Source organism: Streptomyces sp. NPDC017529, assembly GCF_044329785.1.
Taxonomy (GTDB): domain Bacteria; phylum Actinomycetota; class Actinomycetes; order Streptomycetales; family Streptomycetaceae; genus Streptomyces.
The window spans coordinates 1-25,146 of record NZ_JBIRJY010000016.1; the positions used below are offsets into that span (position 1 = coordinate 1).

Annotated in this window: 17 protein-coding genes; 10 read left to right on the forward strand and 7 right to left on the reverse strand. The window is 67.1% G+C overall.

Translation table 11 applies throughout. The features are described from left to right. Nucleotides 1-218: 218 nt before the first annotated feature. Nucleotides 219-1,730 (reverse strand): MFS transporter, encoded by a 1,512-nt coding sequence (locus tag ACH4K4_RS30005; protein WP_398171623.1) that lies wholly within the window; start codon nucleotides 1,728-1,730, stop codon nucleotides 219-221. Between the two features lie 63 nt (nucleotides 1,731-1,793). Between ACH4K4_RS30005 and ACH4K4_RS30010 the strand changes: the two genes are divergently transcribed. Continuing rightward, nucleotides 1,794-2,756 carry a helix-turn-helix transcriptional regulator gene (locus ACH4K4_RS30010; RefSeq protein WP_398171624.1) on the forward strand — a complete coding sequence of 321 codons (963 nt, stop codon included), beginning with the start codon at nucleotides 1,794-1,796 and terminating at the stop codon, nucleotides 2,754-2,756. Between the two features lie 513 nt (nucleotides 2,757-3,269). Here the strand turns inward: ACH4K4_RS30010 and ACH4K4_RS30015 are convergent. Then, nucleotides 3,270-4,271 carry an HNH endonuclease gene (locus tag ACH4K4_RS30015; RefSeq protein ID WP_398171625.1) on the reverse strand — a complete coding sequence of 334 codons (1,002 nt, stop codon included), beginning with the start codon at nucleotides 4,269-4,271 and terminating at the stop codon, nucleotides 3,270-3,272. Nucleotides 4,272-5,319: 1,048 nt separating this feature from the next. On the opposite strand from ACH4K4_RS30015, the gene ACH4K4_RS30020 reads away from it, so the two are divergent. Next, a complete protein-coding gene (locus ACH4K4_RS30020; protein WP_398171626.1) occupies nucleotides 5,320-5,838 on the forward strand; it encodes a hypothetical protein in 519 nt (172 codons plus the stop codon). Nucleotides 5,839-6,258: 420 nt separating this feature from the next. Here ACH4K4_RS30020 and ACH4K4_RS30025 read toward each other — a convergent pair whose 3' ends face one another. Beyond that, nucleotides 6,259-7,329, reverse strand: a complete 1,071-nt coding sequence (locus ACH4K4_RS30025; protein ID WP_398171627.1) for an IS630 family transposase — start codon at nucleotides 7,327-7,329, stop codon at nucleotides 6,259-6,261. Nucleotides 7,330-7,408: 79 nt separating this feature from the next. Beyond that, entirely contained in the window at nucleotides 7,409-7,915 is a 507-nt protein-coding gene (locus tag ACH4K4_RS30030) for a class I SAM-dependent methyltransferase (RefSeq protein WP_398171628.1), read from the reverse strand. A gap of 345 nt (nucleotides 7,916-8,260) precedes the next feature. Here ACH4K4_RS30030 and ACH4K4_RS30035 point away from each other — a divergent pair, with 345 nt between their 5' ends. The 7 genes from ACH4K4_RS30035 (at nucleotide 8,261) to ACH4K4_RS30065 (ending at nucleotide 19,597) form a co-directional block, all read left to right on the forward strand. Next, complete coding sequence (locus ACH4K4_RS30035) at nucleotides 8,261-9,709, forward strand: hypothetical protein (RefSeq protein WP_398171629.1); 1,449 nt, start codon at nucleotides 8,261-8,263, stop codon at nucleotides 9,707-9,709. 115 nt (nucleotides 9,710-9,824) lie between these two features. Next, complete coding sequence (locus ACH4K4_RS30040; protein WP_398171630.1) at nucleotides 9,825-10,592, forward strand: hypothetical protein; 768 nt, start codon at nucleotides 9,825-9,827, stop codon at nucleotides 10,590-10,592. A gap of 1,542 nt (nucleotides 10,593-12,134) precedes the next feature. Next, nucleotides 12,135-12,458: a hypothetical protein gene (locus tag ACH4K4_RS30045; RefSeq protein WP_398171631.1), complete on the forward strand. Its 324-nt coding sequence runs from the start codon at nucleotides 12,135-12,137 to the stop codon at nucleotides 12,456-12,458. 20 nt (nucleotides 12,459-12,478) lie between these two features. Further along, nucleotides 12,479-12,913 carry a TerD family protein gene (locus ACH4K4_RS30050; RefSeq protein WP_398171632.1) on the forward strand — a complete coding sequence of 145 codons (435 nt, stop codon included), beginning with the start codon at nucleotides 12,479-12,481 and terminating at the stop codon, nucleotides 12,911-12,913. 327 nt (nucleotides 12,914-13,240) lie between these two features. After that, nucleotides 13,241-13,969: a hypothetical protein gene (locus ACH4K4_RS30055; protein WP_398171633.1), complete on the forward strand. Its 729-nt coding sequence runs from the start codon at nucleotides 13,241-13,243 to the stop codon at nucleotides 13,967-13,969. Beyond that, the gene (locus ACH4K4_RS30060) at nucleotides 13,897-17,277 is read left to right on the forward strand and encodes a hypothetical protein (protein ID WP_398171634.1); all 3,381 of its coding nucleotides are present in this window, start codon (nucleotides 13,897-13,899) and stop codon (nucleotides 17,275-17,277) included. The genes ACH4K4_RS30055 and ACH4K4_RS30060 overlap by 73 nt, the downstream gene beginning before the upstream one ends. A gap of 298 nt (nucleotides 17,278-17,575) precedes the next feature. Further along, entirely contained in the window at nucleotides 17,576-19,597 is a 2,022-nt protein-coding gene (locus ACH4K4_RS30065; RefSeq protein WP_398171635.1) for a hypothetical protein, read from the forward strand. 130 nt (nucleotides 19,598-19,727) lie between these two features. On the opposite strand, the gene ACH4K4_RS30070 is transcribed toward ACH4K4_RS30065, so the two are convergent. Together ACH4K4_RS30070 and ACH4K4_RS30075 are read right to left on the reverse strand one after the other, a co-directional pair. Further along, on the reverse strand, nucleotides 19,728-19,970 hold the full coding sequence (locus ACH4K4_RS30070) for a helix-turn-helix domain-containing protein (RefSeq protein ID WP_398171636.1): 243 nt from the start codon (nucleotides 19,968-19,970) through the stop codon (nucleotides 19,728-19,730). Between the two features lie 35 nt (nucleotides 19,971-20,005). Further along, a complete protein-coding gene (locus tag ACH4K4_RS30075) occupies nucleotides 20,006-20,770 on the reverse strand; it encodes a hypothetical protein (protein WP_398171637.1) in 765 nt (254 codons plus the stop codon). Nucleotides 20,771-21,643: 873 nt separating this feature from the next. Here ACH4K4_RS30075 and ACH4K4_RS30080 point away from each other — a divergent pair. Beyond that, nucleotides 21,644-24,202, forward strand: a complete 2,559-nt coding sequence (locus ACH4K4_RS30080) for a tetratricopeptide repeat protein (RefSeq protein WP_398171638.1) — start codon at nucleotides 21,644-21,646, stop codon at nucleotides 24,200-24,202. 16 nt (nucleotides 24,203-24,218) lie between these two features. Here the strand turns inward: ACH4K4_RS30080 and ACH4K4_RS30085 are convergent, their stop codons facing one another. Next, nucleotides 24,219-25,130, reverse strand: coding sequence for a serine/threonine protein kinase (locus ACH4K4_RS30085; RefSeq protein ID WP_398171639.1), 912 nt, complete (start codon nucleotides 25,128-25,130; stop codon nucleotides 24,219-24,221). Nucleotides 25,131-25,146: the final 16 nt, after the last annotated feature.

Sequence of the window (25,146 nt, forward strand, 5' to 3'; positions counted from 1 at the left end):
CAACGTCCTGTGGGCGATGATCCGTGACGGAGAGCGCTTTCATGCTTCACCTCCCGTCACGGGAGCGGCTTGACAACACGATTGGGAAGTTCCTTTCGTGCGACCGCGACGTGGCATGTGTGGCGGGTCGGTTCTTTCGTGTCGAGCCTGGCCCTCCCCCAGGGGCGGGCCCCTGTAGAGGGCCGGAAGAGTGACCCCGCGCGAGTCCCTGTGGCGGGTCAGGTCACCGGAACCGGGGTGTCCTGCTGCTCTGACGGTCTGACCGGGCCGGCAGCCGGCTTCTTGGTGCCGGCGGTGCGGGGCAGGGTGGCCAGCAGGGCGAACGCGGCAACGAATGCGGCTGCCACGTACCACAGGGAGCCGGTGAAGGCGTGCGGCATCTTCGCGGCCTGGGTGGCGGGGTCGCCGTGTCCCAGGCGGGCGAAGAAGATCACCGAGGACAGGGCGACGCCGACGGCCTGGCCGAGTTGGACGGTGGTATTGGTCAGCCCGGACGCGGAGCCGGCGTGCTCGTGGGGGACCTCGGAGAGGATCAGGTCGGTCAGCGGAGCGATGATCAGGCCCATGCCCAGGCCCATTGGCACCAGCGGAACGATGGCCTGCCACATCGCGATGTCGCTGCCGTAGTGCTGGGCCAGGCAGGCGAACAGCACCATGCCTGCCGCCGCCAGCAGGGCGCCGGCCTGCAGGACCACGCGGCCGAAGCGGGGCACCAGGACCTGCATGGACATCCCGGCCCCGGCCATCATCGCCGCCGACAGCGGCAGCCCCGACAGTCCGGCCTTCAGCGGCGAGAAGCCCAGCCCCAGCTGGAGGTAGAGGGTCCAGGCCAGAAAGAACACCCCCGAGGCCAGGCCGAACATCAGCTGCACGCCCTGCCCGCCGGCGAAACTGCGCCGGGCGAACAGCGACAGCACCACCAGCGGTGAGCCACCTCGCCGCAGCAGGCGCCGCTCCCAGGCGACGAAGAGCGCCAGCACCGGCACGGACGCGGCCATCGATACGTAGGTCCAGGCGGGCCAGCCCAGCTCACGGCCCTGGGTCAGTGGCAGCACCAGCGCCAGCAGCCCGGCGGTCGCCAGCGCCACTCCGACCAGGTCGAGGCGGGCGGCGCGCTCGGCCTTCGACTCGCTGATCACCAGGGCGCCGGCGATCAGCCCCGCAATGCCCAGCGGCAGGTTGACCAGGAAGATCGGCCGCCAGCCGAGCCCGAACAGGTCACCTTGCACGAGCAGCGCGCTGACCAGCGGACCGGCGATCGTGCCGAGCGCCATCACCGCGCCGTAGATGCCGAAGACCTTGCCGCGCTCCCGCTCAGGGAACGTGACGTGGATGATCGAGAGCACCTGCGGCACCATGAGGGCCGCCATCGCGCCCTGCGCGACGCGCCCGGCCAGCAGCATCTCCGCGTTGCCGGCGACGCCGCAGACCAACGAGGTGACGGTGAAGCCGACGACGCCGAGCAGGAAGACGCGCTTGCGGCCGAACAGGTCGCCCAGGCGGCCACCGGTGATCAGCCCGAGCGCGAACGCCAGCGCGTACCCGCCGGTGATCCACTGCACCTGCGCCGACGAGGCGCCGATGTCCTGCTGGATGTGCGGAATGGCCATGTGGACGACGGTGACGTCGACCGCGTCCATGAACGAGGCGATCAGGACCACGGCCAGCGCGGCCCACCTGCGCGGATCGACCGTGTTCAGGGCGTTTCGGGGATGTTTGTTCTCGGACATGCCGTCCAAGCTAGAACCCCTTTAGGACATCTCACGTCCGTAAAGAGAGGCAACCTGGAAGGCATGACGACCGACCTGCCCGCCCGGATGCTCCGCCTGCTGTCCCTGCTGCAGACCCGCCGCGAATGGTCCGGCACCGAACTCGCCGAACGCCTCGGCGTCACCGGCCGCACCATCCGCCGCGACATCGACCGCCTGCGCGACCTCGGCTACCCCGTCGAAGGCACCACCGGCCACGCCGGCGGCTACCGCCTCGCCTCCGGCGCCGCCATGCCCCCGCTGATCCTCGACGACGACGAAGCCATCGCCACCGCCGTCGCCCTGCGCACCGCCGCCGGCCACCTCACCGGCATGGAGGAAACCGCACTGCGTGCCCTGGCCAAACTCGAACAGGTCCTGCCTGCCCGACTGCGCACCCAGGTCGCGGCCGTGCAGCAGACGACAGCCACCATCGGCTGGGAAACCCGCGGCCCGCGCGCCGATCCCGAGCTGCTGGGCAGCCTGGCCGCCGCCTGCCGCGACCATGAGAGCGTCACCTTCGACTACACCACCCGCCACGGCGGCACCGCCGCCCGCCGCGTCGAACCCCACCACCTCATCGCCTCCGGCGGCCTGTGGTACCTCCTCGCCCACGACACCGACAAGGACGACTGGCGTATCTACCGCCTCGACCGCATCACCAACCCAGCCCCTACCCGCCACCGCTTCACCCCCCGCCCCGTCCCCGGCGACGACCCGGCCGCCTACGTCGCCGACAAGATCGCCACCGCCCCGACCCGCTACCGCGCTATCGCCACTGTGCACGCTCCCGCCGAAACCGTCCGCCGCCGCACATGGGCCCTGGCCACCCGGATCCGCCCCCGCTCCGAGGCCACCTGCACCGTCGACTGCTCCAGCAACCACCTCCCCGGCATCGCCCAGACCCTCGCCGCCCTCGACGCCGACTACACCCTCGACGCCGACCCCGACGTGACCGCCTACCTCCACCAGACCGCCGCACGCATGCAACGCGCCACCAACCCATGATCGCCTGACCGGCCCCGCGGCCTCCGAGTCGATCGACATCCCTCACGGTCTTCTCGACGAGCTCCTCGAAGGGCTCGAATGCGTCCTCGATGGCGGCGTACTCGCGTACCAGCTCGTGCTTGTCGCTGATGGACTCCAATACGGAGACTGGCGCCTTGATGTCGAAGTCAACCGCACCGCCCTGATCCCTCTGGACTGGCTCGACTGATGACACAGCCGCCGCGGTCGGCAGGGAGTACCAACCGGCACGGCCGAATCCGATGCGAGTGGCCTGACGAGGAGACTCCCGCTGGCTCCTTCCTGCGCCCCGCGCGGCCCCGGAAGGAGAGCCGAAGGGCAGCGCCTCCTGGCGCGCCCCACATCAGGCGCTCAGAAGAACCCCAGCTTCTTCGGCGAATACGACACCAGCAGGTTCTTCGTCTGCTGGTGGTACACGCCTCAGGGTGCCGCTGACCTGCGGTAATGGTGGCGGGGGTTGCCGTCGGGGGAGGGCTGGCCCGTGAATGGTCCGGATCACCGCTGCTGGGCGTCGGCCATCAGACGGTGGTGGTTGGTCAGGGCCGTGGCGCGTAGCGTCTCGCGGAACTCTTCGGTCACGGTGCCTCGCGTTTTGAGGGCGTGGCAGTTCGGGCAGAGAGCGATCATGGAGCGGGGTAGGTCTTCGCCGTGCTTAGCGTGGTCGTCGATGTGATCGACCTCGAGGAGGTAGGTGCCGTTCCTACCGCGGGCCGAGGTGTAGCGGGGGTCTGGGCAGTTCGGATTCTCGCAGGCGCCGCCGCTTCGCTGGAGGACTGCCTGGCGCGATGCGCTGATGCGGCTCAGGCGTACTCCGGACAGCGGGCGCGGAAGGTGACTCTTCCCGTCGCGCACAGCTTGTTCGGCCGTGGCGTTGAGCTGGGCATAGCGCAGTGCCGGCACGGCGATTTGCTGCATGAGTTCGCTGAGCGCCCGGCAATGTTGCAAGGCGTTCCCGGCTCGGAAGAGAGGCGGGAGTGCGTAGTGCCCGTTGGCCGGTTCCCACTCGTTCTGGAACTCTGCGTGGCGCAGGCGTGCACATTGCCAGCGGCTGCGGGCTAGCTTCTTAAGCGTAGTTGCCGTATCGGGGAACATGCTGCCTTCCGGTAGGTTGTCCCCGAGCCATGCGTACTCCAGCGCGGTGTAGAGCGCGGCGTATTGCATGCTGCGTCCGTAGGTGACGACTCTTTTTCCGGCAATTCTGCTCAATAGGGAATCTCGCACCTCGCCGAACGTGGGGGCTGCTTCCAGAGCAGATGGCGTGGCTCCGTTCAAGTTGATTTGCTGAAGGTACTTCGCCTCCCACTGCGGGTTGATGAGGCGATGCCACCTCTTTCGACCCGTGGCTGAGGTGATAGCCACTTCATAGGGAGTTGCCCGTGTGAGCGGTTCTGCGGTCGGTGCCGGCGATCCAATGGCATTGACGGCGAGGATGACAGTGCTTGGGTCGTGGAGCGCTTCTTGTGCCCACTCGACTGCCCTTTGACGATCACTTTCCATCTCTTGAGCGGTTGGCGAAGCCGTGAGCGCGACGGTGCGGTCCGAGCGGTACAGAGGTGCTGGCGGGTAAACGATGTCCGTCCAATCGGGACCGACGTGCCCGCGTATGACCGCTTTCGTTGCGGGCCCAAGAACATAGGCGTCGGGTTGGAGCAAGTTGTGCGGACGGAGGCCGTTCTTTGCTAGGGCTTCGACCCTGCTCAGTCCCTTAGGTGGTTCCGGGTAGCGTCGAAGTAGTCCTCGTGTCACATCGTCCGGGTGTAGATCTGCACCTTCCGCGTATACCGGGGCGTCGAAGTCGGTGGGTATGCCACCGCACAACAAGTGCTGTGAGGAGGTAGGGCGGAAGGGCTCGTGGTCGAAGTCCATGAACATTGCCTGCTAAGTGAAGTAGACGGAAAATTACTGCGAGCGGAACTCATCGTAAGGCAGGATGCGGCCGCCGGCGCCACGGTGCTGATCACATGTGAGTACCTGGTATGTGGCGGCGGCAACGAAGGGCCGCAAGGGAGGCGTAGTTGCGGGGAGGCGCCATTTACCGCTCATGAGAGGGGCGGCTTACTTCCTTGCTGCTGAGATCCTCTGATCTTGGAGGCTGCCACAGCTCGGCACTGACTCGTGGGATCATTCAGCCGTGGGTGGGCTGTCGCCGCCAAGGCTGAGGAGGGGGTCGGAGGGTTTCGGGCGGGGAGTCTGCCGGGCCCTGGCTCGGATGTGGCCACCTCGGCGGGAGTGTTCCAAGCCTGAGAGTAGCTACCCGTCTCTCGGTGTGCCTGACTGAAACTCGCCACTCTCTAAGCATCAGCTCGAGGCGTGGTCATGGCTGGTACACGCCCACCGGAAGCGAACCTCCGCTCAAATGGGCCGAGGACGCTCCGTGTGCGTGTTCAGGAATGGGATCGTCCGTCATTTCTCAGTGGCTGAATAATTGCTGTGCCGAGTCGGCGATTTCCAGTCAAGGTAAGGGTTTTCGATTGCCGTGCCTCCCGAGGCCCCCCGCTGTGTTGGCGCATATGCCGAAGTCGTTACCGAACACAGGGGGATGATCATGGGAGATGAACTGGACCTCATGCAGGTGGCTATCGGTGCGGCCGCCGCACTGGTGGCCGATACGACCAAGCAAGGCTGGGAGAACGTTCGCAGCGCGATGGCACGGTGCTTCAGGCGGGGTGGCGGAGCGACGGCTGAGCAGGAGCTGCGTCTGCTGGACGCCGCCCGGCAGCGGCTCACCGGCAGCGCGGAGTCTGAGCGTCGGGACGTTGCTGAGAAGCTGGAACAGGAGTTGGCGATCCCGCTGGCCGCGTTCTTGCAGAAAAACCCCGAGGCGGCCTCGGATCTTCAGGCGTTGGCAGACCAGTCGGATCGGACCGATGCAGGGGCCGGCTTGCAGGCGAACGTTCGCGGCAACACCAACAGCCAGGTACTCATCGCGGGACGCGATGCCAGCGCGGGCAGTTACATCAACCGGGCCACGGAAGGGGAGAAGCGAGCGAGGAAGCCACTCCCTCGGCCGCGTCCTCGACTCCCCCGACTCCGGAGCGCCTGCGGGGCGTCCCGCGCTTCGTAGTGACTTCGGGGATGAACGTCGACGTGAGTGGAAACGATCGGTCGCGAATCATCGTCGCCGGCGGCGATGTCAACATGACTGGAAAGCAGCCCCTGCTCGTAGCCGACATCTCCGAGGCCGACCTTGATGTGGTTCGCCGGGCGTGGGTGAGCACAGGGCCCGGCGAGCGGAACGTACCGACCGCGGCAGAAGCGCAGCCTTTTGGTCTCTGCCGGCCCTGCCCTCGCGGTGATCTCTGGTCCTGTCGGCTTCGGCAAGCGCACTTCCGGCATCCGAGCTCTGTGGGAAGTCTCCCAAGCTGAGCAGACCGACAGCCGAACGCCGCTGACACTGACAGAGATCCAGCCCGACTGGGAAAAGCCCGGATACCCGGACACGTCCTTGCTGCCTGACTACTGACCTTTTCGCTTCGGGGTGACGTTATGGCGATGCCGTGATGAGTCCGGTCTCGGCAATGAAGCCGTCAAGCAGTCCGGGCCGGTACTGCATCCGTTTGAGGCGTGTGCGGGCCAGGTCGGCGAGGTCGTCGATGCTGCACGGGGCCAGATTGCCCAGGCTCGACTTCAGTTGAGCCCAGATGCCCTCGGCCGGGTTGAGGTCGGGGGTGTACGAGGGGAAGCGGTAGACGGTCAGCCAAGCACGTTGGTCGATCAGCTCGCGCATCGTGGCGTCGACGTGGTGGGTGTAGTTGTCCCAGAGCAACACGAGATCTCCTCTGAGCTGCTGGTGCGCGGCGTCCAGCAGACGGGCGAAGTCCTGTTCCCGAAACCCCTTCCGCTCGCCCTTGCGTCCGTGGTGGACCAGCATGCGGAAGATCAGCCTGGTGCGGTGGCCGGGCCGGCGGCAGACCAACCCGGCCAGCGAGATTCGGCCCGACCCAGCGGCGCGGACCGTGACCAGGGGCGGGTGGCCGCGCCGGGACCAGGTCCGGGCCTTGGGCGGCCGCAGCACCTGGCCCGCCTCGTCGGCGAAGCACAGCCATGCGTCCCGCTCCCGCACCGCTTCCTCTATCTGCGGCCATGTCTCCTTGAGCCAGGTCGCGACCGCTTCCTTGTCACGTTCGGCGGCCCGGCGCACGGGAACCTGCACGGTGAAGCCCATCTGGTGCAAGATCCGCCAGGTCTGGGCGATGCTGAAGCGGACATGGAAGCGCCGGGCGATCACGGTGGCCACCCGGGCCAGCGTCCACCGCTGATCCTCCGCCCAGCCGTGCCGGGCAGGCCCCTGCCCCAGCGCGGAGGCCAGCCAGGTCCGCCAGGCCGGCTTCATCCGCGAAGGCCGCCCGGACGGCCCCGTGGACCGCAGGGCCTCCACACCGCCCTCCCGCCAGCAAGCCTGCCAGGCATAGGAGGACCTCCGGGAGACCCGCAGCCGCCGCGCGACCTGCGGCGGCTTGACTCCCTGCGCGAATAACTCGGCAGCCTCGAAGCGTACTTGCTCATGCCGGGCCCGCTGCTGGGCGGTCAGGCCGCCTCCATCCGGATAGCGCATGCCCCTTGCATACGCCGCCCATCGCCGGGGGCATGGCCCCGTGGCGATGGGCGGCGTGATGGGGGCGGTGCGTTGGAGGTCAGCCGCCGCTGTGGGTGGCCCAGATCTCGACATACGGGCCCCGGTCCACCGAGTCCACCTCGAAGCCCGCACCGGCCACAGCGGCGGCGAACTCGTCGGGGTCCCAGACCGTGTACCATCGTCGGCCGTCAGGTTCGTCGAGCCAGCCCGTGCGGCCAGTGGCTTTGAGGCACACATACAGCTTGCCCCCGGGCCGCAACAGCCCGCCGAACTGCCCCAGCACGTTCACCGCGTCCGCCGCATCGAGGTGGACGAGTGAAGCGGAGGCCCAGACGCCATCGAACGTTCCGGCCGGGAACCGCGTCCCGACCTCACGCAGATCGCACTGGGAGGTGGGCGCGTGCGCGCTGGCCATCGCCACGACCACAGGGTTGAGGTCGACACCGCGCACCACATGCCCGTACGTCCGGAACCTCTCCAGGTCGCGGCCCGGACCACAGCCGGCGTCAAGGATCAACGAAGGCGCAGGCAGGGAGCCCGCAAACCGCTCGACACGATCCGCCATCTTCGGAGCGTGCACGGCCGCGTAGTCGTCGGCATGGTCGCTATAGACAGCGACTGACTCAGCCACAGGGTCCGGCGGCTCCCCGCCGGACGTGGTGCGTGATTTCATCCCGCCCACACTGGCCTGCTCCCGCGTCACTGACCAGCGACCGGGGCGAAAAGGGATCAAGCTCATACTTCAAACGGTTGCTCGGACTCCAATGTCTCTGCCGACAGCACGTCGGGCAACTCAACGGTCATCGTCACCCCGAAGCGAAAAGGTCAGTAGCCGGGTACCGGGTACCTTCTGGATGTCGCAGCGGAGATCAGTAACTGGGCACAGCCCGGCAAGGTTGCCGCGGCATTGGTGACCCATGCGGAGGCGTTGCGGCGCGTCGGATCATACCTGGTCATTATCGCCGATGAGCATGGATGGCCGGAGGAACTGTCCGCATCCCTGGCCCAGGTTGTGGTTCGGGTTGAAAACAGGCCCTCGCCTCACCGAGTCGCGACAGCACATCTCGAATACCTCCACCATAAGCCGGAGCGGCTCCGCCGGCTCAACACTGCGGCGAGCGGCACCGGCGCGGCCTTGGTCGGTGGAGCAGCGCATCTGCTGACGGAGGAGGAGACCACTCCCGCCGAGGCGGCCCGGTTGGCCACCCTGCTTGCTCGGGCCGACGACTCGGACGACGGGTTAAAGACAGCGCTCGCGACCTTCCAGCAGTGGCGTACCGAGGTCACGGAAGTCTTCAAGAACACCGAAGGCAAACCTGCCGACCGGGCGCTGCTCATCGCCGCCTTATTTCTCAGTGGCGACACGGTTCTGCGCACCCAGGACGCCGCCCGCGCCCTACTGAACAAGCCCCCCGAGACCGACGTCGAAGCCATCCTCAGCGGCCCAGACCTGACCACCCGACTGTCCGGTGTCAAAGTCAAGGTCACAGGGCGCCACGCCACGCTCGACCGCCGGCCCGGTTATGCCCAGGCCGTCCTGAACTACCTGTGGTGGCAGCGGCCGGACATCCACCTGCCACTGCTGAAGTGGCTCGACACCATCACCGCCCCGAACCAGCCCGGAGCCACCCGTATCGCTGCCATCAGCGACCTGCTGGTCGAACTGGCCATTGCCGAGAACGACATCAGGGTCATCGACCAGATTCGCGCCTGGATTGACAACGGCAACACCAACGCTGAGCATCTGCAACTGATCGCCGTGGTGCTCATCGAAGCGGCCGAGGCGGACTCCCTGGGAGCCGAGGTGCGAGCCCGGCTTCTCAAATGGGCCCAGGATGACGCGGAGCCGGTGGCGAAGGTCATCGCGATGGTCTGCCAGAGTCAATTCGCCGACCACTTCCCCCGACAGGCCCTGGCTCGCCTGCGTCACATCCTCGACCGCGCCACCCCGGACATCGCGGTGGGGCTGGCGGAAGAAGCGTTGCGGGCCATCGCCACTCGGCCCGGACAGCTTCCCCGCGTCTGGGACATGATCACCAAATGGGCCACTGAGCATGGCCACTTGGCCGGGCACCGTGCTTTCCTCTCATTGCTCGATCCACAAGATGATCCGTACGTACTGCAGGTGCTGTTGGAAGCCGCTGGGCAAAAACCGGAGGTCAAGACGGCGCTGATGCGCGGCTGGAGAGCGGCGCTCGCCGATTCCCGTGTCGCTACCCAGTGCCGAGATCTCGTGATCGCCTGGGCACATGCCCGTGCCGAGGAGCTGGTGCCGTACGACCTGGTCACCGACATCTTGCGTCAGGTCGTCAGTGAGCCACATGTACACCAGTCCCGTCGCAGCGCTCGTCTTTGGTGAGGCCGGGGTGCAGTACGACGAGCCCGTCATCGCCCTGCGCAAGGACCTTCAACTGCCGATTCTTGCGCCCTCCCCGTCGGCGCTCACTGACTCCCAGCCTCAGGAGCCGTAATTCGTGGCCTCCACCCGATGGTCACGCCGCCGTGAGCGAAGGGTGCTGCGGCGCGACCTGTCCCGATTCGAAGCACGGCTTCCCAGCTTGGTAACCGGTATCGGATTCACTGCCCAGATCACCGTTACCGTCCTCACCGCGCCCCCGTACCCGCAGAGCTCGGAGGGACTCGGCACCGCCACCCGGACTGTGCTGCGCGAAGCTGCCCGGGAAGTCTCCGCCCGATGTGACCCCGCCGACCTCGCTTCCGCTCGCGACGTCTGCAGGCGCCACTTCGCCCGTCACCGCTCTCTGCCTACCGACCCGCCCGTCGAGTTCCGTGCCGAGGCGCGCCTCGACCTGCCCCCCGACGACCAGGCCGCTGTCGCAGCCCTGCTCACGGCGCTGCGGAGTCAGTCCGTCACCGATACGCTGCGCCGCCAGAAGACCGAAGCTTTCGCTCAAGAACTCGCCGACCCTGCCGCGGTACTCGTCCGGTGGATCGAGCGCCAACCCGATACCTGGGGCGGGCTCCCCGACACATCGACCATTACGAAGGTTGCGGACGCCTTCCAGCAGTACCGGCCCGAACGGGAACGCGCCGTCGAATACGCGGCTCTAGATCTGATCAGAGAATTCCTTTACAGCTTCCCGGACCCGCCGCAAAAACGCATGCTCTACGAGGTCCTAGCCGCCAGCATGCGTCACGCCAAACGCCCCGAGCACGCTGCCAAGGCAGAGGCCATCCTCGACCTGCAGTCATCCATGAATGAGCGGGGAGGCGACGCGTGAACGCCTCCGTCCACTGGGGCAGGCGGGAGAGAAGACGCCTCCGATGAGCACTGCCTTCCTGCGCTGGTTACTCTCACCGCGGACCAGTTGGCACGCCTGGCGCCTGTCACGAAGCAGCCACGGCAACCTATCCTTCGACACCGAGCGGCGGCGCACCCGGATCCGCCTGCGTCCCGATGAGAGGATCTTTCAGAGCTACGGCCATCAATCGACAGGGCACCGGGAGGATGGTCCCGCACTTCAGCTACCCGGCGATACCTGAAGGCATAAAGGGTGAACGCACGGAGCCGGCGCGGGTGCATCTGGGTGACTCGGCACCCACACTGTGTGGCATCGTCCCCATACATGGCCACTGGTACCACCTGGCACATGTCGTAGAAGCTGGCCAGGGGCGTCCATGTGGTTCAGGGTGAGCGCATAAGTCCAGGTCAGGGCCTTGTGGTGCGAGTGTATCCATGGGGTTGGTGACATCTATGTGATCGCTCGTGTCGTGTGGGGTCCTCCGTCGGCTCGCTCCGTTGGGGGGCCTGTGTGGACGGAGTTCTGATACGAAGACGCCTCGCCGGCTTGCTCCGGCGGGGCGTCTTCGTGCAGTTGGTCAAGACGAATTGGGGGTTGCGTTGGAAGTTCTGTTGTGCTATAGCTCGCCGCTCTCGAGTACCCGGAGGAGCGAGGCGGTGACGACGCGGGCGGTGTGGCCTATCGGCAGCACGCGGCAGGGGAATTCCCCGCGGCGAACAAGGTCGTAGCTCTTCGACATCGACAAGCCGAACGCCTGGGCGGCGTCCTCGGCGCTTGCGGTTCCACTCCAGGTGGCGCGGATGTGCTCGGGGCTGAACGGGCCGTGTTGTGTTTCGCCGGTCTGGCTGGGCTTTCCTGCCGGCAGTGCCTTTCGGGTTTGGTTGCTTCCGGGCGGTGGGTAAGCGGGGGGGCGCGGTGGACTACCAATAGTCCGAGGAATCGCCGGTTTTGGTAACCGGCCTTTGGTGGATACTCTGCTCTGCTCTGCTCGGCGCGGCAGGGGCGAGCCGCGGTGAGCCCAATCGGCGCCAGTTTGCCGGTTGGGGGCGTCGGCATTGTCTCTACGTGTTTCCGGATACTCATCATGTGGAGTGCGTGGCGATTCTGGAGCCGGTGGCTAAGGGGGCCTGACCTGCGGTTTTGTGTGTGCGCATTATGTGCGGTGTGGGCGTTACGGGCGATGTCTTGACACTGAAATGGCCCTCGTGACGCTCGTCCTGATGGAGCGTCAGGCAACATCTTGGGCTGGTCAGGCCCTGTCAGGGTGGCAAGTATCGACGGGGCTCCGAGGGTGCGCGAGGCTCTGTGCGGATGCTGCTTCCTGGCAAGCGGCCCGTCGCGCGTGCCGCGCGAAGGCCCAGGAACTAATCGGATGGCACGGCCATGGCTCGCCAACTCGGACTCGCCGGGATGTGACGCGGTGGAGGTCCTGGCCGTGCCGTAACCGGAGGGTGCAGCGCCCGGTGGGGACGAAGTTGTCGTTGAGGCCCGCTGTGACGCAGGCAGCGTCATCATGGTGGAGTGGATCACAACTTCAGCGCGCTAAGCCCCAGGGACTTCGAGCATCTGTCGCAAGCGCTGGCGCAAGCGGTCCTGGGCCCGGGTGTCTCCGTCTTCGGCACGCTTGCCCTCGATCGCCTGGTCGGACCCGCGACGCTCGATCTCAAACTCGGCACTCTCGCCGAGCACTACGGGTGCGCCAGGAGAGGGCCCACGACGCGCAGGATGAGGGTTTGGCCCTGCCGCTTCCTGGATCGCCCGCCCCACCAGGACTACAAGCCGTATGTCCCCAAGGCGCCCTGCGTGTACCGCAATCCGGGCCGTTTCGCGCCGGGCGGGCCTTGACGCAGGGCATGAAGGTCGCCATGACCGGGGACACCCCGGTCTCCCGTGAGGAACTGGTCGCCCGGTCGGTGGCGGCCGGGCTGAACACGATGACGTCGGTCAGTGGCCAGACCAGCGTCTTCGTCACCGGCGACCCCGTTGCCGGACCTGCCAAGCTGAAGCGCGCCGCGGACGAGGGCGCTCCGCTCGTGGATGAGCCTGCGTATCTGCGGCTATTGGGCGGTGTGCAGCCGGCCAGGCCAAGGGCGCCGCACGGCAGCATTACCGCCACCTGCGGGATCGCCGCGGCTCCGACCGCCCGGGCCACCCTGGACGCCGCCACTACTGAGCGCACCATGATCCTCGCCGAGGTCTACCGCCGGGGAGAGGGCTGGCGGCTACGCGCCGTCGGGCAGGGCTACGACCACGGTCTGGCTGAGCTGGCTCGCGGCTACGGCGTTGACATCGCTGAATAACCGACGTCTTCCCGCACTTGAAGGGCAGGAGCCCCTATACGGCCCCAAGACGCGCTGCTTCGGCCGGAGCCGCGTTGAGGGGGCCGTTTCTGTATGAAGCGGGAATGACCGGAGAGGTCCCATTGGGGTTCTCGCCGACATCGCACGGCGGTGTGCGTCACGGCCGGGATCTACGCGGAAGTGATCCTTCGCGGTAGGTGAAGAACGGCCAGCACACGCCCAGGCTTCGGCGGGATCCTGACCTGCTGTCTCGCCTGTGGAGGTCCTCTTTCTACCTTTGTCTCTTCTCCTTCCTGCAGATGCCCGATCGGAGACAATGCTCCCGCCATGGGTGATCTGACTGCCGCGCATCGCGGCTACGAGTACCAGGATCTGCTAGAGGCGTGTCGAGTGGTGGATCTGCCGCTGGGCGGGATCGCCGCTGTGCACGTCGACGAGAAACTGGTGGAGGACGACCGATTCGACGACCTCACGGTCATTGGAGCCGATGGATGCCGTGAGCGGACCCAGTTCAAGCATTCGGACAACGACGATCACCCCCTCCCCTACACCACGTTCACAGTGGACGGTCGTGGACTGAGGCTGGACCGCCTTGTGGCGGCAGCCGTCGCCGACCGCGACGGGCCGGGGGCCTCCGCCCGTACGATTCGGCTGCGCATCGTGATGCGGGATGCACCACCGGACGATGCCGTCCTGAGCAAGGTCATGGTGCCTGCACGGGCGTCCGACGCGTCGTTTCTGGCGGGCGTGAACACCACACTCTTACGGTTCGACGCCGAGGCCCTGTGGCAGGGGGTTGAGCTGCCGGCGCAGGGCAGGCGCAAGGCGGGGAATGTATTCGGGTTCCTGACCGAAGGCGACACAGCCGTAGCCAGGGAGGACCTGGAGTGGCTTTGCGAACACCTGGTGGTGGAGCTCTCAGCGCCACCGATGACGATGGACCCCAACGCCCGGGTCCGGCCGAGCAGCTCCTCCTCCACCGCGTGCGCAGCGAACTCGGTGCGGGGGTCCACCCCAACGAAGGCCGCTCGGCAGTGGACGTGGCCGAGGCGCTGATCCGCACGGTCCGAGCCGCCCGTCAGCGAGGTATCGAGGTCACGTCCCAGGAGCTGCTGCGTCGGGCCCAGCTACGCCAGGACTTCGGTGCTGTCACACGTGCGCATCCTGTGGACCGGACCCTGGAAGTGGCGCGGCCTGGTGCGGTTGGTCCCCTGGTGGAGTCTGCCGGGGCCGCCGCGGCTGACGGGGGTGTTCTGCTGGTGACCGGCCCGCCGGGACAGGGGAACTCCTGGGCGTGCCAGCAACTGGTCGAACGGCTCGCTCACGACGGATGGCTGGTCGCCGAACATTACTGTTATTTGGGTGACGCCGACGGTGAACAACTGACCCGGGTGATGACCGAATCGGTCTTCGGAAGCCTGCTTGGCCGGTTGGCTGAGGCGGATCCGGGCCTCGTCCACGACCAGCGCCCGCGCTTCGCTGCCGACGAGGAGGCGCTGACGAACGCAGTGGCGACTGCCCTGCGCAAGGATTCCGCCCGAAGAGTGGCGCTTGTCGTGGATGGGCTGGATCACGTCACCCGCGTACGTGGCGGGAGGACCAGAAGGGCGGATCCGTCCCTGTCCCTTGCTGAAGTATTCAGCTCGCTTCTGCTCCCGCCCGCCAGCGTGCTCATCGTCCTCAGTCAGCCTGGGACCCATCTTGCCCCCCTCGTGCGGGCAGGGGCGGCCACCGTCGCCGTACCGCCGCTCGCACCGGAAGAACTCCGTGGCATGGCCGAGCGGCTCGGGCTCGTCCCGTCGAGGGGAAGCGGCGCCACCGACGCACTGCTCACCGACGGACGGGACATCACGGACTTCCTCGACGCGCTGCAGGAACGCTCGGGCGGGAACGCCCTGTACACGACATACCTGTGTCGTGAGGTCGCCCTCCGCCCGGAGACGGTCACGGCAGCTGCGGCAACCGTGCGAGCTCTTCCCCCATACCGCGAGTCACTGGAGGACTACTACGCCCACCTCTACGAGACCCTCGGCGCCGAAGCCGATGTCGTCGCGGACATCATCGCCCTGCTCGGCATGCCGGTCACCCGCGAGGAACTCGGACGAATTATCCCGGACCGGCGGCACCGGATCGACGGTGCACTGAAGGTCTTGGCCCCGGTGCTCTCCGAGCGGACCGCTCAGGGCGAGCTCCGTGTGTACCACGAGTCGTTTGCCCGTTACCTGCGCCTGGGGTACGACGACCACCCCGATGCCCTTGAGGCGACGCTGGTGCTGATCGCCACATGGCTATCCGAGAAGGGGCTCTTCGAGGACCCGAGGGCTTTTCGTCGGCTCCTGCGGATTCTTGCCGAGGCGGGGCGCGACACAGAGGTACTCGGTCATATCGGACGGGACTTCGTCGCCCGCGCCGTCGCAGCCGCGTTCCCAGCGTCGGCGATCAGGGACAACCTCGCCACCGGGCTGCGCTGCGCGGCCAGATCGGGAAACTGGCCGCTTGTTGTGCGCTGCGTCGAGCTCGCCCGGGCTGCTGAGACGTACGAGTACGAGCGCTTCGACTCGGTGCTGGTGGACTTCGCCGACGTGCCGATCGCGTTGCTCGGAGCACAGACCATGGCGGACCGGCTGCTGCACGACGGCCGGACCGTGATGCCCGCCCGGGCGGGCCTGCAGATGTGCGCGGTTCTCGACGCGGCAGGTGCCGTGGCGCCTTGGCATGAGTACATGACGGCATTCGAGCATGAGGCCGAATCCGACAACACCTCGTACGGGGCGGAATCAGACCTGGCCGTCAACCTGGCCCGGCTGCGCGGCCGACTGCGCCTTTCCGCAGCATGCGGGGGGACAGGGGAGCAAGACGGACTCGGTGCACCGGTGCCGGCGGACCGCATCGCCCAGTGGCTCGATGAGCAGGGTGATCAGGCCACAGTCGACGCCGCGGTGAAGGCGCTGCTGGACACTGTAGGATTGGATGCCGTCACCGATCTGCTACCGCGTCTCGCCGCGGGCGGCCCGGTGTGCCTCTCGCTCGCAGAGCAGATCGCCGCCGGTGCGCCGACCGGACAACCGGGCAGCGCAGTCGACTGGGCCCGTAAGGCCGTCGGCGTGGGGCATCTGCCGGGAACTTTGCACCGGCTGCTGGCGCTGGGGGTCGTTGCGGCCGGTCTTGCAGGCGACCCGGAGGTGGAGGCTTGTCCACACCGGCGTGACGTGCTGCTCTCCCTCACCCGCGCCGTGCAGGAGGAACGCGTTCGGTGGAGGCCCGAGGCCGTCGCCCACTGGCTTGACGCGCTGGCGGTCGTGGCAGAGGCCGACCCCCTGGGACTCGATGCGGCGGAGGCGCTCGTTCAGGGGCCCGGCTGGTACCCCTGTTGGCTGCGGTTTGCGATCGCCCTCGTCCGCGCCGAATCCACCAGTGCGGGCCGGCGGTCCGGCCTGGCGGTGAAAGCTCTTGGGCTTCTGACCGAAGACCTCCGGCCCTTCGTCGGCAATCCTCGTGCGTGCGACCTCTATGCGATTCACCCACTCGTCGAGGGGACGGTGCGCCGGGCGGTCGTACTCGTGTCCGACGACGACTGGCCGCAGGCGTGGGAGGCGCTCACCCACGTCAGCCAGAAGATCAGCACGACCTTGCGCGGTGAGCTGGGAGGTCCGCTGCCTACCGATGTGCTGCTCTCGGTCGCCGTCGAACACGCGACGCCCACACGGCGGGCCAGTGTGGACGAAGCCATCCGGGGCGAGTTCGAGCAGCATGCCGGCGGACGCTACTACAGCGACCTGGCCGCATACCTTCTTACCCACGCGCGCCTCGCCCTCGCCGCAAATGATTACGCCGGGGCGGAGGCACGCTGGCTGGAGGCATGCCGCTTCCTGGTGGCCTATGGCTGGCACAAGGACATCACCGTCTACGAAGTCCTGGACCCACTGCCCGCTCTCGTGGCCGCCGACCCGGCCCGAGGCAGGGCGCGAGTGGCGCAGCTCCAGCCGCTGTGCGGACGCCTGACCCTTCACACCGACGGAAAGGAGACCCGCGCCGCACGACCCGAGTGGTGGAGGACACTGGCCGGAGCGGATCCGGTGGCGCTCGCCCGGCTCGCCGCCACCGGGCTCCTCGGAGACTGCAATGGCCCCAACGACCTCCTTCACGGCGCGCGGGAAGACCTCTGGGCCAGATGGAAGGACGATGCGGATCCGGTCGGTCGTAACGACGGCGCTTCGCCTCACGCTGGACAGTCCACTCCTGGAAGGGGACGCGGAGGTACTGGACCGACTCGTCCGGACGTTCGGCCCTGCGATGCCGGACGATGTATCGCAACTGCTCCGCTGATCCCTGAGCCGGGCGGACGAGCGGCAGGCGCACTATGAGTCCTCCAACGGTGACGAGACCAATGTGTCGGACGAGCGACGGCTCGCGGCGCTCAACACCGTGGCCGAGCGCGCTGGTGCCCCGAGTATCGAGCCCCTTCCCGAACCATCGGTCGCAGGGGAATCCGGGCGGTGGAGCGGCTCGCCGAGGCCGGCGCAGCCACCCTCGGCCGGTGACCTGCTGGCCGGTATGGTCCTGCCACCCGTACTCCCTGGTCCTGTCGGTCTGATCCGGGCACTGAGGGACTGGCGCTTGCGGCCCTACGGAGCAGGCACTCCGCAGCAGGCCCTCGACCATATGACGAACCTCGTTGGTTACCGGCTGCTTGCTCTCGCTGCCGCAGGACGTGCCGATGAGGCCGCACAAGTCCTGCGGGCCATCTCCGGACCGTTCGACTTCCGCGACGGCCCTCTTCTCCTGGGCCAGCTCGCGGAGGGACTCGAACGGCACGGCCAGGACGGTTTGGCCGCCGAAGCGTACGCGCTGACCTGGGTGCGGACTCGCGGGCAGGGCGGGTGGCTGAACTTCGGCGGGGAAACATCTCTGGACGCCCTGAGCCGAGCCGCGCGGATCGATCAGGCCCTCACCTTGCGCATCGTGGCCGAAGAGGCGGAAGCCATCGTGAGTACCGGCCGGTACGGCACCCACGACGTCACACAGGCGCTGATCTTCGCCTTCGTCCACCAGGCCATCAGCCTGCCCGATCAGCATTCCCTCGATCTCGGGTTCGCCTTGTGGGACGAAGCGGCGGCGGTCATCGAGAGCAGGGCACCCCGGGTCCACGACAGCGACGACCCCGATCACCCCTACCACGCCCCTGGTCAGGACAGCGGTGCGGCCGTACTGGGGAATCTGGACTGCGCCTTCGCGACTGCGGCACTGGCGGGGATGGCCCACGCGGGACGTGAGGCGAAGCGGCGGTCGATGATCGCCGCATGGACTCTCCTCTCACTGCGCCCGGAGACAGCGGCCCCTGCCATGGCTCTGGCGCTGGATCACGCCACCGGTCCGGCAACCCTGACGTGGCTGCTGTGTCTGATCGAAGAGCAGGGACCGGCCGGCCGGTTCGTTGCGGAGCACTGCCGGCACGCCCTTGTGGCACTGGCCGCAGGACCGCTGCTCACCGTCCGGGCCCTTGCCCGCCGACTGCTCGTCGATGAGGAGAACGTCCCCATGGGGCCTTCGGATCCTTACGTGTTGAGGCCCCCGAACAGCCTGTGGACGAGTTCCGGGCGGGAAGGCGGCCGGGAGGAGGGGATGTTGGAAGGGCTCGTGGGAGAGCTGGCCGGCGTACGACTGAACGAAGCCGAGCAGCTGCAGCCGGGGCTGATAAGGGCGGTCCTGGCCGACGTCGATCGCAGGCTCAGCAGTGAGCGTACGAAGGGCAGGACCAGGACTCAGCTCCGCGCCTACCGGAGCGCCGACGAACAACGGCCGCCGGACGCCTACATCGCCACTGAGGAAGCGGTCGAAGAAGCGATCCAGCGAACGGCGGCGGGCAGTCGAGTCCACCGGCTCTCGGCAGGTCTGGGAGTAGTTGATCCACGTGCCTGGGAGGACTGCCTGGCCACCGCACTCACGGATAGCCCGGTCGTTTCGCTGGCCTTCGAAGCGGCGCGCTGGCCGCGCCCCGGCCTTCTGTTCCCGCCCGCTCCGCCCGCTCAGGACGATCCGGTCGATTCGTTGGCTGGCGCTTCTGCGGAGACCGTCTCCGTACGGTCCTTGACGGAAGCGGACGTTCTGACAGGCCGGCCGCTCACCGACTGGTACGTCCTCGCCTCCGTGGAGAGAAACAGGTTCCTGTCGTCGCGCAGACGGACGACCGATTCGGTCAGCCTGAGGTTTTCGGGTCCGGAAGTATCGGCACGCGGGGACCATGGGATCCCGGATGTCCCGCCGTTCTCGGGGGGTGATCTCGTGGAATGGGCCGAGGGACCGGGGGAGCTTCCTCGGGGATTTCCACAGGACGGCTTCCCGCTGCTCGGTGTCGACCGCGATATGGCCGCCGCCGGGGATGCTGCTCACGGTTTGGGGCTGCCCGACCTTGTGCTGACACCGGGCCGGTGGCTCCCTGCCGCGCTGTGCCTGTGGCCCGGGGCCCCCTTGATCCTGGAGGACGAGCGCGGGCCGGCCCTCCGGCTCATCTGCTGGCGTACCGAGTACGAGAGGAGTTCCTATCACCTCGCCTCGCCGCGGACGACCGGCTGTGCCGTCGTAATGCGCCCTGATCTGGTGGAAGTCCTGTCCGAAAGGGCGCCCGCACCCGTCGTCATCCGGGACTTCGTCGTGCGCCTGAGGCACGGGGGAGAGGGAGAATGACGGGAGCGTTCGGTCGTGCCGGGGGGAGGGGGGAGCGAGCGGTCGTGGCGGATTGCGGCATGTGCGGGCGCCCGAGGCGAAGACTCGGGCGCCCGCACATGCCGCGTAGGGGCGGCTGCCCGAGTCGCCTCTATGGATTCAGGGGGCCCTGAGGGGAGTCTGGACCCGTTTCGAGTTCGACGGTGTACAGAGGCCGCTCCTCAATCCCCAGGACGCGCATCAACTCGGTGGTCGGAACCCGGTATTGGCGGCCGACGCGCATGATGGAGCAGGGGAAGGTGCCTTCATAGATCAGCCGGTATGCGGTTCCGGAGCAGATACCCAGTGCTCGTGCGGCTGTCCGCAGATCCACTGCGACTGGCAGTTCGAACATCTCGGTGAAGCTGAGCGGACCGGTCCCCGGGGGCTTCACCGTCGCCTCGCACGGCGCCGCAATGACATAGTGCCGGTGCGGCGCCTCCGCCCGGAGTGCTTGGTCCGACTGACGACTTTGTGCGACCCGAGATGATCGGTCAGGCTTCTGAGTACCTCCTCCTCCAACTGCGCTGTGGATACTCGGAAGCGCAGCGACGCGTTCAGTCCGGCTGCCACTTCGGGGCGGGTGACCTCAAGCTCGAAGTCTGCCTGCCGCGCTGGGCTTTCGGCGGTCCCGCCCGTCAGCGCGCGGTGGTCGCCCTCCGCGATGTTCTCCAAGTGCGTGGAAGGAGGTTCTCGTAGTGCCGCGCGCGCGAAGCGCCACCCGCCGCTGCATGCCGCCCTGATCAGAGTCTGGGCCGAGAGCGGTGATTCGGGGCCCACAGTTCGCAGCTCTTCCAGCAGGGCGAGGACCATCTCGGACTCTACGTCGGACCGGTCGACGCGTAGCCGACCGCAGATGCGGTAGGCCGTGCCGGTCAAACGCGGCAGGGCCAACCAGATTGCCAGGAGCTGCCATGGGCCGTGCGGTGTGGCTTCGGCGCAGGCCGCTCGGAGCGTCGCCTTCCAGACTGCGGTGGCGAGCTTCGGGTCGGCGTCCGGACCGTACAGTGCCTCGCGGGCCTCGGGAGGGGACAACCGAATCGGCTCGTCGTTCCTCTCTGTGTCGACAGTCAATAGTACTTCTTCCTTGACGTGAGGATTCTCGAAGTGGTGTATGACCGCGGCGAAGGCACCGCGGGATGTCGGGTACGCCATGCACTGTCCTCTCTCGGCTCCGGGAACCGGGGGCCCGGATGCTGATGAATGGAAATGTGGTCGCCGCAGATGCTCGACGGCTGCTGGGAACCGACAAAACGGGAATGAGTCCCACGCGCCTCAGTTTTACGCATGTGTCCTGTCTTGCCGTGCCGCCTGTCGGGAGGTCATATCGCGGCTGCGGATTCGTACCGGGTGGATGGAGGTGGGGCTGCGGATGTGGGGGAGCGGCCGACTGGCCGAGGGTGCCCGCCCGGAGGCGGGCACCGCGGCTTCTGAGGCGATGGGGCGCCTCAGCCCGTCTTCGACGGCGAAGTGGCCGACGCCGCGGGCGGCGGTGTCGCGGCGCTCTGCAGCTGCGCCTTGGGGGCGGTTCGCCGCGGGTGGGGCGGGAAGCCGCCGGACCGCCTGAGGCGGCTTCCCCGACGGCCGTGCTGACGGTTGCTCATGGAGCGGAATCCTTTCGACCGGTGATTGGGCCGGCATCGCCTTGCGCGGCGAGTGGCTGACGCCATCGTGCCTGGCCGAGGCAGAGTGCCGTGGCGCCGAATCTGAGGAGAAGCTGAGCCGGATCTGAACTCGCGAAAGGGCGTGAGCGTGTAGAAGAGGCTCTGGGTGCGCACAGATTCAGGAGTGCCGTTCGGGACGCGGTGACTACGTGTGGTGCGCGGAAGGGGAAAGACTGTGGAGGGGCGCGTGCTCGGCTTGGTCAGTGTCAGAGGATCAAGTGGTGAGGGACTTTCCGGCGTTGAGAAGGCGGCTGCGCTGTTCGGATTGTTGGTGACATCACCGGGGTTCCGGTGTACCGCTGAGGAAGTCTCCGAGACCCTCTGGCCCGGTGCGAAGTATTCGCGTGACCGTGTGTATCGGGTCATGTCGGATCTGAGGAAGGAGTTGGGGGAGGAGGCTGTCCCACGCATTAATTCGGGCGTCTGTGCGATTGTTATCCCGGAGGGAAGCGTCGATCTGTTCCGCTTCCGTGAAGGGGTGCGGAAGGCTGCCCATCTTCAAGGGCCGGAAGAGTTCGATCAATTGTGCGACGCCTTGGCGGAATGGTGCGATGACGAACCGTTGCGCGGGCTGCCGGACGGAACGTTCGGGACACGGAAGGCCGAGTTACGAGAGGAGCGGATGGACGCCCTTCGCTCCCAGTTGGAGGCGGCTTGGTGGGCCGGTGAGGAGAAATGGCTGCGTACGGAAACGGAGAAATTGTTTGAACATATGCCGGAACAGGATTGGATTTTTCGGTTCTATCTGGTCACCCATGGCCGGGAGCTGGGGCATGTGGCACGGGAAAGGCTGATCAAGCGGTGGACAAAGCGCCACGGGTCCCCTGCCCCGGACTCCGATCTGCAGGACGTCATCGACGAGTTACGCGGTACTCCCCGTCGGGCACGCGGGACGGCTCTTCGCCCTGTCCCGGACCAGTTGCCCGCATGCAAGCACAGACCCTTCGGGCGAGATGAGCTGATGCGTGACCTCGAGGAGGTCGTGCAGGAGCGACAGACAGCGGGAAGATCGGCGTTGATCGTGCTCAGAGGACTCGCCGGCATCGGAAAGAGCACGGTGGCCTACCGGCTCGCGGCACTGCTGCGCGACAGATTCCCGGACGGGGTTCTCTACGCCAACCTCCAGGGCTTCGCGGGCGCCGATGTGCGGCCCGCCGACCCCGAGCATGTTCTGGACAGATTCCTGGCAGACCTGTCACCTCGCACTCGCGCGACGGGAGTGGACGGCAAGAGTACGGCTCTGCGTTCGGCGCTGGCTCGTAGGTCGGTGCTCATCATGCTCGACGACGCGGTGAACGCCGCGCAGGTGCGTCCGCTGTTGCCCGGGACCGGCACCAGCGCGGTGATCGTCACGAGCCGCAAGACGCTCGGGGAGCTGGGCGCCGGACATGACGCGCACTTCTGCACGGTGGGCTCACTGGACGACGAAGCTGCCGCCGCGATTCTTCAGGAGCGACTTCGCGCGCCGGAACGCGGAGGCCATGGCAAACTCATCAGCGAACTCGTCGAGTTGTGTGATCGTCATCCGCTGGCACTCACGGTGGTTGCCCGGCGGTTGGAGCATCGCTCAATCCAGGGCATCAGCGCCCTCGTACGGGACCTCAGGCAGGAGAGGGACAAGCTGGATGTCCTACATCTGCCGGAGGAGGAGGAGCTGTCCGTGCGGATGGCGCTGGCCTGTTCCGAGCGTGCGCTGTCCGGTGCGGCCCGCCGTCTTCTCTGGCAGTTGGCTGTTCATCCCGGCCCGAGTATCTGCTGGAACGCCGTCATGGACCTTGGCTTGGCAGGTGAACCGATCCGTGCCGACCGGGCCGCGGAGGAACTCGTGGCGGCCAGTCTGGTGGAGTTCCGGTCGGACCGCTACAGCCTGCACGACCTGGTGCGAGCCTTCGCGCGCCACGAGGTCGATCCAGGAGTCGACGGTCCGCGGCGGGGCTTCGAGGAGGCCACCGTACGGCAGGTCCTTGAACACCAGTTGCAGAACGTCAGAGCCTGCGACAGGCTGCTCGACCGCCATCGGACGCTCCCTGTCGGAGACCCCGACGCAGTGAGTGTGTGCGAGCCCGAAGGCCTCGAACAGGCCATGGCCCTGCTGGACAGCGAGTACGACACCGTCCAGCTCGGCATTCAACTGGCCTACCAGAAGGGACTGGAGCGCTACACATGGCTGTTGCCCATGGCGCTGGTGACCTATCAGTGGTGCCGCCACCGCCTGGGCGAAGCGCAGCGAAGCCTGGAGCTTGCGAGGGAGGCGGCCGAGGCCGTCGCCGCTCCCGTGGACTGCGCCATGGTCTACCGGATGCTGGCTGGCACCCACTGGCGGCTGGGACAGTTCGAGATGGCCGCGGCACAACTGCGGCGGGCCGTACTGCTGAGCGGGCAGGACAACAGTGAGAGCGGCCGGCTGAGCCTTGCTCGTTCCCTTCACACGCTCGCGCTCACCCTCCGCAAGCAGGGGCACGGGGAAACGGCGGAGGAACACCACAGACAGGCTCTGGAGCTGTACCGGGTGCTGCGCGACCGTAGTGGTGAGGCGGCGGCGCTGAACGGCCTCGGCACCCTCCACTACGACCGAGGGGAGTATGACGAGGCGCTCCGTGTGTGCGCGGACGCTCTCCACCTGGTCGAGACGGTGGATCTGAGGGGTAAGGCGGATGTGCTGTACACCCTCGCCGAGATCCATCTCTCCCGGTCCGAGCGGGCCGAGGCGCTGAGCCTGTACCGGCAGGCATCTGAGATCTTCCGCGAGCTGGAGCATTGGCACGACGAGAGCAAGCTCCTGTGGCTCTACGCCGATGCCCTGGTGGCGGCCGGCTGCTCGCGCGAGGCGGTGCAGGCGCTGGAGCGGGTCCTCGTGCTGCGCGAGCGGATGGGCGGCCATGGTGTGCGGGAGGTACGGGACCGCCTGGAGGGGCTGCGGTGAAGGCGACCCCGCAGGATCACAGCGTCGGAGGGTGGGTGCGGTAGTGCTCCGTGGGATCTGGGCGGAGGGGCTTCAGCGGTCGGCGTGAGCCCGGCGCGGGCACGTACGGGCGGAGCGCCGCGAAGACCTCCCGCACATGGGCCGGACGGTGTGCCGCCTTGCGCTCCACCATGTGCAGGGCGAGCGGAGCGAACTCGACCGGGAGCGCGGCCAGGCGGTCCGGAGGCAGTACGGGAACAGAACAGCCGAGAGCGGGTCGTCCCTCGGAGCCGGCGTAGGGAAGTCGCATGACCGTCATCTCCAGCAGCATGCAGCCCAGGGCGAAGATGTCGGCCTCCCTGGTCAACCCGAAAGGATTCCTGTCGAATTGCTCGGGTGGCATGTAGCCGATCGTGCCACGGGACCACTCGGTCGGTGTGCGCATCCTGATGGCGAATCCCATGTCGAGCAGGCGAATTCTCCCGTTGGGTTCCACCATGACATTCTCGGGCTTCAGGTCGCAGTGCACCAGCCTTTTCCTGTGCACGGCGTGAAGGATCTCACAGAGTTGGCCGATGACCGAGGCCACGGTGCTCGTATCCCGGACCGGTCGTGCCGAGGTCAGGACATCGTGGAGTAGTCTCCCTTCGACGAACTCCAGGACGAGACAACGACGGTTGCGGTAGTGGCCGGTGGCGATCAGGTCGGGGACCTGTGGAATTCCGGCGAGAAGTCGAGTGCGGGAGCCTTCCTTCTCCAGCGCCTTTCCAATCTCCGTGAAATACATCATCGATTCGTGACCCCAGGGCTTCTGAATCTTGAGGGCTACTTTTCGGTTGGTCGCGCGCTCGCGGCCGAGATGAAGATCAGCCTGACCGCCGTCGCCGACCTGATGCAGGACTTCGTAGCGTTCCTCGACGTCGCCGATTTCCTCGATTTTCTCCATCATCACCCTCCATTCTCGG